Here is a 12,017-nt window from a genome sequence, read left to right on the forward strand (position 1 = left end):
GAATCACCCCTATTGAAATGTTTTCGCAAGATGATATTCCTCTTCAAACGCTTTTATTTCATGTTCTTTTCTCTCATCCGACCATTGCAGCTCATGAGCGAGCTCTTCTCCCACCATTCGATACACAGGCTCCAGTGTATCCCTCTCGAAGAATAGTCTGCCACTGCGACGAATCAGAAAATCGCTCATGGTCATGACCATTTCTTCTTCTACAGCGTAGCGCAGTTCTGCTTTCAACAGGGCTTTGATTGGTGATACATTTTGAGCATTTTGTGTCAAAATCTCCTGGCACATTGTTACGATTTGCTCACTGTTGCTTCCATATTTCCCAACCAGAACGCGGATTTGTTCCTCGGTGATTCCCCATTGGCGAAGTCGCTCTGCCTGTGCTTTCACAAATACAGGAATCTTGGCCGCAGATTCAAATTTTCCGCCAGCGAGGACGATTTTGTCTGTCTGGCAAGCTTTAAATGCTCTGCCTTCTTCTTCGGTCAACTGCTTGACCACCACATCGACAATACGCTCGGCCATCTTGCGGAAGCCCGTCAATTTTCCGCCTGCGATCGTAATCAGCCCGCTCTTGGAATAAAAAATCTCGTCCTTACGTGACAATTCGGATGGGGACTTGCCATCTTCGTGGATCAGCGGTCTGAGTCCTGCCCAGCTCGAGCTGACATCCTGTTCCGTCAGCTTCACAGAAGGGAACATCTCGTTCGCAGCATTCAACACATACTCCATGTCTTCTCTCGTCACCGTTGGCCGCTCCAGCACACCTTTGTAATTCGTGTCAGTGGTACCGATATACGTACTGTTATTGCGCGGAATGGCAAACAGCATGCGCCCATCGGATACATCGAAATAAACGGCCTGCTTCAATGGAAGTCTGTTATATGACACCACCAGATGGACACCTTTTGTCAGGTGGAGGCGCTTGCCGTACAGGGAGTGGTCTTTTTCTCGAAGCTGATCCACCCAAGGTCCTGCTGCGTTGACGATTTTTTTGGCATGGAGATTGTACTCCGTACCCGTAAGCAAATCCTTCACGCGAATCCCGATGACTTTGCCGTTTTCATAAATAAAGCCAATGGCTTCCGTATAGTTCACGCAGAGCGCTCCATGCGCGCTTGCTGTTTTCATGACTTCAACGGTAAGCCTAGCATCATCTGTCCGATATTCGAAATAGAGCCCGCCGCCCTTGAGAATATCGCGGCGCAAAAGCGGTTCTGCCTCCACGGTTTTCTGTTTGTTCAGCATAATGCGTCGTTCTTTTCTTTCGACTCCAGCCAGCACATCGTACACATACAAACCAACAGAGGTTGCCAGCTTGCCATAGGTGCCATTTTTCACGATAGGCAAAATCATTTTTTCCGGGATGACAATATGTGGCGCATTGCGATACAAAATAGCTCGCTCCCGGCCTACTTCCCGCACCAGCTGTACATCGCCCTGCTTCAAATAGCGCAATCCTCCATGAACGAGCTTGGTAGAGCGACTGCTGGTGCCCGCAGCGAAGTCCTGTTTTTCCACGAGTCCAACGCTAAGACCTCTCGCGGCTGCGTCGAGGGCAATACCTGCTCCCGTCACCCCACCGCCAATTACCAAAAGATCGAGTTGTTTGTTTGCCATTTTATCCAGACAAGCCTGGCGTTGACTTGATGATAGTGCATGTTGATCGTTCATCGTTCTTCTCATCCTTTCTAAAAGAAAAAGACAGCCAATATCCAAAAGAAGCAATGCAATGTCATTGCTCTTCTGATACTGGCTGTCTCCGTAGTCTCCACAGCATGATTAACTTATCTTTAACTTTAGACCTCTTTTACGCAAAAATCAATGCCTAATCTTGTAACCCATCGTTGCCGTAACCGCTTGCTTCCAACCTGCGTACAGCCCCTGGCGCACTTCGTCTGCCATATCTGGTGAGAAGGAGCGCTCCACCACTTTATTATTTACAATATCTTCCTTACTGCCCCAATACCCGACAGCAAGCCCTGCCAGGTAAGCTGCTCCCAGCGCCGTCGTTTCATTCACACGCGGACGCTCTACCTCTGTATTCAGGATGTCGGACTGGAACTGCATCAAAAAGTTATTCGCCACGGCTCCACCGTCTACCGCCAGCTTTTGCAGCCGGATACCGGAATCAGCCTCCATCGCTTCAAGCACATCCCGTGTCTGATAAGCCAAAGACTCCAGCGCTGCCCGAATCAAATGGTCTTCTGTCGTTCCACGGGTCAAGCCAAAGATCGCGCCTCTTGCTTCCATGTCCCAATACGGTGCTCCCAGTCCAACAAAGGCTGGAACCATATAAACACCATCTGTGGTGTCAACAGCGAGTGCGTGTTTTTCCGAATCCGAGGATTTTTCGATCAGCTTGAGTCCGTCACGCAGCCATTGAATCGCCGCACCAGCAACAAAAATACTGCCTTCCAGAGCGTACTCTACCTTGCCATCCACTCCCCAGGCAATGGTTGTCAACAAGCCGTTTTTGGATGCAACTGCCTTTTCTCCGGTATTCATCAGCATGAAGCAACCTGTTCCGTATGTGTTTTTGGCCTGCCCTTCCGCAAAGCACGCCTGCCCAAACAAAGCGGCCTGCTGGTCTCCGGCAATCCCGGCAATCGGAATCTGGAATTCGAAGAGCTTCTCGTCTGTATAGCCGTACATTTCACTGGAAGGACGGACAGCTGGCAGCATGCTTTTCGGAATTTGCAGCATGTTCAACAGCTCGTCGTCCCACTCCAGGGAATGAATATTAAACATCAACGTGCGCGAAGCATTGGAATAGTCGGTCACATGCACTAGACCATTGGTCAGCTTCCAAATCAGCCACGTATCAATGGTTCCAAACAAAAGGTCGCCTTTCTCGGCTCGCTCCCGTGCTCCCTCCACATGATCGAGCAGCCATTTTACCTTTGTGCCAGAAAAATAGGCGTCAATCAACAATCCCGTCTTTTCGCGAACGGTTTGCTCATAGCCCTGCTCTTTCAACTGGTTGCAAATATCGATGGACTGTCTGCTTTGCCATACAATCGCATGGTGGATCGGCTTTCCTGTGTGCTTATCCCATACCACAGTGGTTTCCCGCTGATTGGTAATCCCGATTCCTGCGATTTCTTCCGGTTTCACATGATTCTCCAGTAAAACCGCTTTCAAAACCTCCAACTGTGATTCCCAGATTTCCTCGGCATTGTGCTCCACCCAACCCGGCTTCGGATAGATTTGTGTGAACTCCTTCTGAGCAACTCCGATAATGGCACCTGATTTATCGAATAAAATAGCGCGAGAGCTCGTGGTTCCTTGATCGAGGGAAAGCATATATTTATTTTCCATGATAACTGTTCCTCCTTCACTCATTTGGAATCGCCTTCATTCTTACCATTATGTCTAGGAGTGCGCACTTTCAGATGCGATTCGCTCCTTGCTGCCGATTGATTTTTTGGTTGTCATGCCGACCACGATGGCAATCACCATGAAAGCCGCTAATGCTATTACACCTGTCAGCGAATGGTCTGTAAACGTCCATTTGTAAAAAAACGCTCCACTTACAGCTCCAATGACAGGTCCAACAACAGGAATCCATGCGTAGCGCCAGTTGGACTTTCCTTTGCCATGGATGGGCAAGAGAGCATGGGCGAGGCGAGGGCCAAGGTCACGGGCTGGATTGATCGCATAGCCGGTAGTACCACCAAGAGACAAACCGATTGCGACAATCAGGAAGCCAACGATAAACGGATTGAGTCCTTCTGCAAATTTATTCGCTCCGATCGCCAGTAGACCGAGCACTAAGAAAAACGTACCTAAAATTTCGCTGAAGAGATTGGCGACTGTATGAGGAATCGCTGGACCTGTTGCAAATACCCCCAATTTGGCTCCTGCATCATTCGTCTCACGCCAATGCGGGTAATAAAAGATCCAGACAAACGTCGCGCCCATAAATGCCCCTATCAGTTGAGCTGCTATATAGCCCGGCACATGCTCCCACGGAAATTGACCGATGCTGGCCAGTGCAATGGTAAGTGCCGGATTCAAGTGCGCTCCGCTAATGCTTCCTACTGCATACGCTCCGCACGCAACTGCCAGTCCCCAGCCCAGCGTAATCACAATCCAACCGCCGTTTTGGGAATATGCCTTTTTCAAGTTCTGTCCGGCGCAAACACCTGCCCCCAAAATGATCAAGATCATTGTCCCGATCAATTCCCCTACATAAATAGACATGCCCCATCCTCCCCTTTTGGGAAAATTGTAAAACAACTCCCGTAAAGCGCTTACAATTCGCCAACTTCTGTGTGGTTTGACTGGCAAGAAAATAAAAAAGCTAATACTCGCAACGCAAGAGCAAATGCCCTCACTTTGCAAATATTAGCTGATCTCCCAATCTCCACAGCACTATTAACTTAAGACTTACTATATAGCCACGGCTCAAAACTTGTCAAGAATCCCTTTCCTTCACTTTTGCCAGTTCTCGCATCAAGCCCGGCAAAAAGAATAACGGGTAAATCAGCAGGTACAGGTTTGGAATCCACCAGGACCAATCAAAATCTGCCTTGAACGCCCAAAAAGCGATTGCCTGCAAACCCGAGCAGGACGTCAAAACAAGTGACAGCATGGCGAGCGGCTTCCAGATGTGCCGTCCTCTGCGATAGGCGTACAGACTGGCAAAGCCCGTGATGGAAATGAAGATATCCAATGGAAAAAAGGACAGGTTCCATGCAAGCAAATGGGGGTTGTAGTAATCCTGATACAAATATTCCACGGGGAGAAGCTCCAAAAATGTAATGAGCCAGTATGCGACAAAAGCCACATCGGTGACCCAAAAGAACACGAGCATGGTCCTCACATTTTTCTCACTCATTTCGCCTCAGCTACCCCTGTATCTTTGGAAGGTTGCGCATGAGAAGTGTCTCCCAGATTCAACAGCACACAACCCACGATGATCAGTCCGACAGCAATTACTTTTTTGACAGTGAAGGCATCCTTAAAGATCACCACACCAATGACCGCGATGATTGCTGTGCCAAGACCCGACCAGATGGCATACGCAGTCCCGACCTCCATTTCCTTGAGCGCCAGGCTCAGCGACGAGAAGCACAAAATATAAAAGATAAACATCATCACACTGGGGACAGGCTTGCTCAGGCCGTCAGACAGCTTCATGGATGTTGTTCCAGCCACCTCTAGTAAAATGGCCATTAATAGATAGACCCAACTCATTATGTTCCTCCCACTTACTTGTTTGAAGACGAAGAATCTACGATGCCGCCTAGTAAAATATCGATGACGGCATCCAGCGCTTCGCCAATCGTCACTTGATGCTGGTTCGCTAACTGTTGATCAATTAGCTGGTTGAGCGTTCCGGTATACATCTGGATCAAGATCGGAAGCTGGATACGACGAAACACGCCTTCCTCTACCCCTTGCTCCAGAATGATTCGAACATGCTCCCACTCCTGTTGATTGAACTCGTCGATCAGCTTCCATTGCTCGGGATAGTAGCGCTTCAGCTCATACCACACGCGCAGATCCGTTCGTGAGAAGTTGTTCGGGACCAGTGTCAGGAGCTGCCGCATCTTCTCTACCAAATCGAGGTCAGGATCGTGCAAAATCTGATCTTCCGCTTTACGCAAATCCTCAATGTTTTCTTCAATGACCTTAGTAATCAAGGCTTCTTTCGATGGAAAGCTCGCATACAACGTCTTGGTGCTAACGCCTGCTCGCCGAGCTAAATCGGACATCGTAAAACGGACGCCCTTGGTCTCAATCTCATGATAGGCGCATTGTAGGATACGCTCCTGCATGCTCTTGCCCCCTTTCGAAAACAAGGAAAATATTTTGTTTTTCATATTTTCCAAAAGGTACTCTTAGCATAACGGCATACGCATGACTTGTCAACAATCGCCAAACCACGCTTGGCTCAGTGCCTCGATACCAGAATCGATTTTTTCCAAAGGAATGCCCGCGAAGCCGAGAAAAAACTCTTTTGGCAAGGGGTTGGGTGGCACCAGCCATGTAAACGATGCGGACGAGGCTCTCACACCTGCCTGAATCGCCAGCTTTTTCAACTCCTCCTCGCTTCGCTCGCTGTTTACCCTCAGTAAGACGTGAAAGCCTGCATCCGATCCGATGACTGTCGCTCTTTCGCCAAAATGCTTGTGCACAGCCACTAGCAGCGCATCATGCTTTTTACGGTACAGCTTGCGCATTTTACGGACATGCTTTTCGAAGTATCCTTTTTCCATAAAGGCTTCCATCGTCCGCTGATGCAGTCGGGATGAGGATGGTTCCAGCAATGTCTCGCGCAGCAGATTGTAGTACGTATCCAGCAGAGATTCTGGCAAGACCATGTACCAAATGCCTAGTGCAGGCGCCAATACCTGCGCAAAGCTCCCCATATATATGACATTCGCATGCGGAAGCAAGCCTTGCATAGACGGAATCGGTCTGCCATGGTAGCGAAACTCTCCGTCATAATCGTCTTCGATGATGTACCCTCCCACGCTTTTGGCCCATTCGAGCAATTGCAGTCGCCTGGATATAGGCATGATCATCCCACGTGGGTATTGATTAGCTGAAGAAACGGCAGCCAACCGAACCTCCGACTCATATAGCTCCCTGACATTAATTCCATCCTCTGTCAGTGAGATCGGCACCACGTCGTAACCATGCTGGCGAAACGTATTGGCGAACAGCAAATACCCCGGATTTTCTACGCCGATGCGTTGGAACTGCGGCTTTACCATCAAACAGATCAAGGACAGCAAGCCAAATTGGTCCGCCCCAATCACCACTTGACTCGGTGAACAAGCAACGCCCCTGTACCTGCGCAAGTAGTCAGCGATTTGGCTCCTAAGTCCAGCCTCCCCTTGCGGATCTCCATAAAAAAGATTCTCCTGCTGCTCTATGTGAAGTGTCTCATTGTACAAACGCCGCCAAATCATGGTTGGAAATAACGAAAAATCATTGCGGGAGAGATGAAAGTCATAGACGTATTCCCGCTCGTCACGCAGTATGGGCCGCTTGATGGTTCGTATGCTCGGATCAGCACCTGGCTTCACCTCTGGATCAGGCAATATCTCCACAAAGTACCCACTGCGCGGTTTGCTCTGGATAAAACCTTCCGCCAACAGCTGCTGGTATGCCATTTCCACAGGTGTCGTGCTCAAGCCCAGCAGGTCAGCCAGCTTTCGAACGGATGGCAGCTTGCTACTCACCGCCAAGCGTCCTGCAACGATCTCCTTTTTCAAATAGGCATATAGCTGTACGTATTGCGGATCATTGTCGTTTTCCTGCCAATTTGGGGTCAAGAGCATCTCGATTTCCCCTTCCATCTGTCCTTTTCATTTTTATAAAACTGCACATTTTCAAGTATACACCTGTTCGTTATCCTAAGAAAAAGAAGTTTTGAACGAACAGGAGGACAACGATTATGTCTATGACACCCCACGAGAATGCAAGTGCAGCGGTTCGCTTTTTGGAAGGAGAACGTGTCTTTTTGCGACCAATTGGCACGGAAGATACTGAATTATACTTCCGCTCCTTGTTCAGCAAGGAAACGCGTATGCTAACTGGTACACAAAAACATTTCACACGCGAGCAAATCCACCAGTACATAGAAAACAAAGGCCAAGACTCCTCCAGTGTCCTCTTATTGATCTGTCTGTGTGAAAATGATCAGGTAATTGGCGACGTCCAAATCGGGGATATCGATCGGAATAATCGCAACGCCTTTATCCGAATTTCTATTGATCAAAATGCCTATCAAGGCAAAGGCTACGGAAGCGAAGCCCTTCTGCTGATGCTCGATTATGGTTTTGGCATCCTCAATCTGCACCGCATCGAGCTAAATGTATTCGCCTTTAACGAACGCGCCATCCACACGTATGAAAAGCTCGGCTTTCAACGGGAAGGCGTACAGCGACAAGCGCTTTATTACAACCATGCCTATCACGACTCCATTCTCATGTCCATGCTGGCAGATGAGTATCGGGCGAAGTATTTGAAATAGCAAATGGAAAACGCACCGGGAGATCATCCAACACAGGTGCGTTTTTACATGTTGGCTGGGACTCCACAGAATAGAATTCACTGTAGGTAAATAAGATCAAGAAGGAGTATAATTATGTAAATGGTAAGAAAATCCACTTGTTTCACAGTAATCCCTTCAAGAAAGAGAGATTGATATGAAAAGAAAACTCCTGATCACCCTAAGCTTGTTCATCGTGCTGAGTGTATTGACGGGTTTCCAATCTGCATCAGCTAACACCTTGCAGCAGTCCTTGCAATCTACACTTGTCCCTGTTTCAAAAATGGAACTTCCCGCAAAAACCATCATCGGGTTTGGAGAAGCTACACATGGCAATAAGCAATTCACTACGCTGAAGTTAGATATTTTTAAGCATTTGGTAGAAAAACAAGGTTATCGCGTATTTGCCATCGAAGGTGATTTTGGCGGTGGACAAAAGGTCAATGAATACATCTTAGGTGGCAGCGGAACTGCGAAGGATGCCGCAAAAGCCATTGGATTTACGATTTACCATACAGAAGAAATGGCCGCCCTTCTCTCTTGGATGCGCACCTTTAATGAGCAACGGGATGCCAAAGATCAAATTCATTTCTATGGATTTGACATGCAACGTTATGACCATAACAAAAGCGGGCTATTCGCCTATTTGAAAAAAGTTGATCCGACACTCGCAACCAAGTATGAGAAGCTGCTTACGAATCTGAATGATCAGACGGTGTACGATCAAAAGATCGCCCTCGTACAAGAAGCGCTCACCCACATAAAAAGCTTGATGGAGCAGATGAAACAAAACCAATCCGCCTACATCGCGAAAAGCTCTGTGAAAGAATATGAGCTGGCTACTGCCTTCGCAGAATCCATCAAGCAAAACGCTACACTGCGCGGAACAAACACGAACTATGGCAACACCCGTGATCACTATATGGCGGACAAAGTGATGTGGATTCTATCCTTTGAAAAGAAACATTACGGTCGCAATAACCTGTTCATCGCCGGACATAATGGACACATTGAAAAGACCTCCACTTCCGCAGGACTGACAACCTGCATGGGGGCACATCTCGCAAAAGCCTTGGGGGACCACTATTACGCAATCGGAAGTGAATTCTACGAAAGCACCTTCCTCGCAAAGGACGCCACTACCAATGAGCGCAAAGCATTTACTGTAATAAATAGTGGCAAAGATCGGCTAGCTGTTTTGTTTGCACAGACAGGCATGGCGGATGGATTCCTTGATTTTGGCAAGGCACAGCAGCATCAGGATTTTTACACCTATCTGAATAAAGCGCAGTCCATCAGTGCAATTGGTGATGTTTTTAGTAGCTGGTATGGAAAAATGGAGAAGATGTATACGTTGCAGATGGTTCCAGTAAAGGCTTTTGATGCAATCATCTTCGTGCGAACGGCTACTCCTTCGGTTATGATAACGGATTAACGGGTGGACATTTTCCTGGTTAAAAATTACGGCAGCCAATGAAACTGGCTGCCGTTTTTTGAGGGTATGCGATTATTGCTCCAATACCTTTTCAAGCTCGCCGCACCAATTGCTCCAGCCATACTTGGCTCCACCCAGTGCTTGAGCATTTGAGATTCCGGTTTGTTCAAGATGAAGGTTAATCTTTCCGTTCCCTAAATCCTGCAACGTCCAGGTGACCGTGTGCTTCTCTCCCCCACTGCACCAAGTATAGGACAACCGGTGTGGTTCTTCCACGATTAGCACTTCACCGCTAACAATTCCATCCCAATATTCGGTTGGCTGAGTCCGAAACTGAAAGTGGTGTCCGATGACGGGTTTAAAATCATTTTCCATCGCCTGTCCGGTGTGGACGTTGACCATCCACTTGGTAAGCTTGTTTGCATCGGTTAAAGCGGACCAGAGCTTCTCCATCGATGTCTTGTACTGAAAATCCAGGGATAATGTTAAACTCATTCTTCTTCCTCCTCTAAAAATTGGTTTAAGCGCAACATATTCGTACTCCAGAACTGCGTATAGAAAGCTAACCAATCTTGAATTTCTCTAAGTGGGGCGGCGTTTAGCCTAAATCGCGTTTCTCTGCCTACTTTTCGGTCAAGTACCAGTCCGGCCTCTTTCAAGATTGTCAAATGCTTGGATACCGCTGTACGCCCCATTTGAAACTGTGCCGTTAATTCATGAAGCGGCATCTCCTCTGCCTCTGCTAACAGGCGAATCAGTCGACGCCTGGTTGGATCTGCAATCGCATCAAACACATCCCGTGACAGGTTGTTCTCGCTCACAACACTCCCTCCAAAATCTGATCTTCTGTAGGATGGTGGGGACAGCTATTAATTTCTGCAACCTCCCTAAAGTTTACGGCTCATCGGACCAGCGCCCACGAGACGATATTTAGCGCAGCGTATGTGCGTGAGATAAAGCCGCACCAGTCATTAAAAAGAAGATACCAGCGTGAACCCATTCTTTAAGCCGAGGGAAACCCGGGATGACGAGAGCAATGGCTCCAAGCACTTTCCAAATCCCGAGAATGGTCAAAATGTATAGCGGGTAACCAAGATTCGTCACTAACTCGATGTTTCCCCCAAATTGCATCAGCTGACCAATACCACTTAACAAAAGAGCTACTACGAGTAGTAATGTGACTGACCAATAAGCAATCATTTTTCCTTGGGGCTTGGTTTCGGCTTTCGCGATTGTTTCTGCACCGTTAATTTGACCCATTCGTTTCCCCCTCATCATGGTTTCAAGTGAAACTTATTCATGTCCGAAACTTTCTAAATGACTAATTCCTGATTGGACACCAATTAGTGTCACATTGATAATACGACACCTTTTGGTGTCCTGTCAACAAAGTCCTTTACTTTAGCGTGACTGGAAAAATCAGTGTATTGTCCCTTGACTACATGCTAAAAAGCCTCGGCGCGTTCATGCCGAAGCTTGATGATTATCACTCGAATCTGAATAACTGCCTGTTAACTTAACCCCTGACTAAGTTCTACGATCCTATCCTTCACATTTCCATTGCTTAGTCCACCGTGGTAACAAACCACAGATGCAATGTCGAAGTCTACATACTTTTTCAACGAGAGTCTAGCTGCATTCATATCTGGTGTGGTCGGGGCATGAATGCCTTCGAGAAACCCGTTTACACTGTACATCGAGTCCCCGGCAATGAGGATCTTGCTTTGCTTTAGATACAGGCTGATATGACCAGGAGTGTGCCCAGGAGTATGGATGACGCGAATCCCACCGCAAAACGGCAGTTCCTGACCGTCACTCACGGTATGATCCACTCTGCCCTTCGGTGGATTCTCAACGTGTCCGTCTTTTAAAAGTGGGATTTCCCCCTGAATATACGGCTTATCCAGTTCGTGTGCATAAACGTGAACCTGATCCCCGCCCTCCTGCAAAATCTCTGGGAGACTGCCGATGTGATCCACATCCTGATGCGTCAAAATCACAGCTTTTAGTATGTCGAACGGCACCCCTGTCTTTTCCATGGCTACGCGTAAATCTTCCATTTGTCCAGGGAATCCGGTGTCTATTAAAACAGCCATGTCTTGATCCCACAACAGAATGGGATGAATGATATTCCCTTGAAAATCCAGATGAAGCATTTCGACTCCCTTTGAAATTTCCATCAATCAGCCCTCCGTAAAATTAAATTTTTACGTAAGGTTATATTATTATGTTGGTTTCGTTGTTGTCAACATTGCATAAAAAAAACCATTCCTTAAAGGAATGGCTTCTTCATTCATTCAAAACTGGATCTGCATGATCAGTTGCTAAGTGTGTGGATAAGTCCTCGACCGATTAGTATTCGTCAGCTCCACGCGTTACCGCGCTTCCACACCGAACCTATCAACCTCATCGTCTATGAGGGGTCTTACCAGCTTGCGCTGTGGGAAGTCTCATCTTGGAGGGGGCTTCACGCTTAGATGCTTTCAGCGCTTATCCCGTCCGCACATAGCTACCCAGCTGTGCCACTGGCGTGACAACTGGTGCACCAGCGGTGCGTCCATCCCG

General features: G+C 47.7%; 12 protein-coding genes, 1 rRNA gene and 1 pseudogene (1 of these 14 running past the window's edge). 2 read left to right on the plus strand and 12 right to left on the minus strand.

Translation table 11 applies throughout. From position 1 onward, the window contains the following. Positions 1 to 9: 9 nt before the first annotated feature. The 7 genes from ACUUHJ_RS26970 to pdxR form a co-directional block, all read right to left on the minus strand. Complete coding sequence (locus ACUUHJ_RS26970; protein ID WP_472300483.1) at positions 10 to 1,680, minus strand: glycerol-3-phosphate dehydrogenase/oxidase; 1,671 nt, start codon at positions 1,678 to 1,680, stop codon at positions 10 to 12. A gap of 147 nt (positions 1,681 to 1,827) precedes the next feature. After that, positions 1,828 to 3,327 (minus strand): glycerol kinase GlpK, encoded by a 1,500-nt coding sequence (gene glpK / locus ACUUHJ_RS26975; RefSeq protein WP_472300484.1) that lies wholly within the window; start codon positions 3,325 to 3,327, stop codon positions 1,828 to 1,830. 54 nt (positions 3,328 to 3,381) lie between these two features. After that, positions 3,382 to 4,212 carry an MIP/aquaporin family protein gene (locus ACUUHJ_RS26980; RefSeq protein ID WP_289674612.1) on the minus strand — a complete coding sequence of 277 codons (831 nt, stop codon included), beginning with the start codon at positions 4,210 to 4,212 and terminating at the stop codon, positions 3,382 to 3,384. A gap of 214 nt (positions 4,213 to 4,426) precedes the next feature. Next, positions 4,427 to 4,849: a YvaD family protein gene (locus ACUUHJ_RS26985; RefSeq protein WP_016741427.1), complete on the minus strand. Its 423-nt coding sequence runs from the start codon at positions 4,847 to 4,849 to the stop codon at positions 4,427 to 4,429. Beyond that, a complete protein-coding gene (locus tag ACUUHJ_RS26990) occupies positions 4,846 to 5,208 on the minus strand; it encodes a DMT family transporter (RefSeq protein WP_015893270.1) in 363 nt (120 codons plus the stop codon). Before ACUUHJ_RS26990 ends, ACUUHJ_RS26985 begins: the two co-directional genes overlap by 4 nt. A gap of 14 nt (positions 5,209 to 5,222) precedes the next feature. Continuing rightward, the gene (locus tag ACUUHJ_RS26995; protein ID WP_472300485.1) at positions 5,223 to 5,792 is read right to left on the minus strand and encodes a TetR/AcrR family transcriptional regulator; all 570 of its coding nucleotides are present in this window, start codon (positions 5,790 to 5,792) and stop codon (positions 5,223 to 5,225) included. Positions 5,793 to 5,882: 90 nt separating this feature from the next. Then, positions 5,883 to 7,304, minus strand: a complete 1,422-nt coding sequence (gene pdxR / locus ACUUHJ_RS27000; RefSeq protein ID WP_472300487.1) for a MocR-like pyridoxine biosynthesis transcription factor PdxR — start codon at positions 7,302 to 7,304, stop codon at positions 5,883 to 5,885. 116 nt (positions 7,305 to 7,420) lie between these two features. On the opposite strand from pdxR, the gene ACUUHJ_RS27005 reads away from it, so the two are divergent. Then, on the plus strand, positions 7,421 to 7,999 hold the full coding sequence (locus ACUUHJ_RS27005; RefSeq protein WP_173606526.1) for a GNAT family N-acetyltransferase: 579 nt from the start codon (positions 7,421 to 7,423) through the stop codon (positions 7,997 to 7,999). Positions 8,000 to 8,174: 175 nt separating this feature from the next. Then, positions 8,175 to 9,452: an erythromycin esterase family protein gene (locus ACUUHJ_RS27010; protein ID WP_472300488.1), complete on the plus strand. Its 1,278-nt coding sequence runs from the start codon at positions 8,175 to 8,177 to the stop codon at positions 9,450 to 9,452. A gap of 72 nt (positions 9,453 to 9,524) precedes the next feature. On the opposite strand, the gene ACUUHJ_RS27015 is transcribed toward ACUUHJ_RS27010, so the two are convergent. The 5 genes and pseudogenes from ACUUHJ_RS27015 to ACUUHJ_RS27035 form a co-directional block, all read right to left on the minus strand. Beyond that, on the minus strand, positions 9,525 to 9,947 hold the full coding sequence (locus ACUUHJ_RS27015) for an SRPBCC family protein (RefSeq protein ID WP_472300489.1): 423 nt from the start codon (positions 9,945 to 9,947) through the stop codon (positions 9,525 to 9,527). Continuing rightward, entirely contained in the window at positions 9,944 to 10,273 is a 330-nt protein-coding gene (locus tag ACUUHJ_RS27020) for an ArsR/SmtB family transcription factor (protein ID WP_289674616.1), read from the minus strand. The genes ACUUHJ_RS27015 and ACUUHJ_RS27020 overlap by 4 nt, the downstream gene beginning before the upstream one ends. Positions 10,274 to 10,339: 66 nt before the next feature. Further along, a pseudogene (locus ACUUHJ_RS27025) lies at positions 10,340 to 10,712 on the minus strand (DoxX family protein). A gap of 251 nt (positions 10,713 to 10,963) precedes the next feature. Continuing rightward, positions 10,964 to 11,632, minus strand: a complete 669-nt coding sequence (locus ACUUHJ_RS27030) for an MBL fold metallo-hydrolase (protein ID WP_472300490.1) — start codon at positions 11,630 to 11,632, stop codon at positions 10,964 to 10,966. Positions 11,633 to 11,784: 152 nt separating this feature from the next. After that, positions 11,785 to 12,017: ribosomal RNA gene (locus ACUUHJ_RS27035) — 23S ribosomal RNA — on the minus strand; it runs 2,696 nt beyond the window's last position.

Source organism: Brevibacillus schisleri (assembly GCF_055685845.1).

Coding starts and splice junctions, on each gene's coding strand:
- ACUUHJ_RS26970 (WP_472300483.1), bottom strand. CDS start 1,680: ATGAACGATCAACATGCACTATCATCAAGTCAACGCCAGGCTTGTCTG.
- ACUUHJ_RS26980 (WP_289674612.1), bottom strand. CDS start 4,212: ATGTCTATTTATGTAGGGGAATTGATCGGGACAATGATCTTGATCATT.
- ACUUHJ_RS26990 (WP_015893270.1), bottom strand. CDS start 5,208: ATGAGTTGGGTCTATCTATTAATGGCCATTTTACTAGAGGTGGCTGGA.
- ACUUHJ_RS26985 (WP_016741427.1), bottom strand. CDS start 4,849: ATGAGTGAGAAAAATGTGAGGACCATGCTCGTGTTCTTTTGGGTCACC.
- ACUUHJ_RS26995 (WP_472300485.1), bottom strand. CDS start 5,792: ATGCAGGAGCGTATCCTACAATGCGCCTATCATGAGATTGAGACCAAG.
- pdxR (WP_472300487.1), bottom strand. CDS start 7,304: ATGCTCTTGACCCCAAATTGGCAGGAAAACGACAATGATCCGCAATAC.
- ACUUHJ_RS27010 (WP_472300488.1), top strand. CDS start 8,175: ATGAAAAGAAAACTCCTGATCACCCTAAGCTTGTTCATCGTGCTGAGT.
- ACUUHJ_RS27015 (WP_472300489.1), bottom strand. CDS start 9,947: ATGAGTTTAACATTATCCCTGGATTTTCAGTACAAGACATCGATGGAG.
- ACUUHJ_RS27030 (WP_472300490.1), bottom strand. CDS start 11,632: ATGGAAATTTCAAAGGGAGTCGAAATGCTTCATCTGGATTTTCAAGGG.
- glpK (WP_472300484.1), bottom strand. CDS start 3,327: ATGGAAAATAAATATATGCTTTCCCTCGATCAAGGAACCACGAGCTCT.
- ACUUHJ_RS27005 (WP_173606526.1), top strand. CDS start 7,421: ATGTCTATGACACCCCACGAGAATGCAAGTGCAGCGGTTCGCTTTTTG.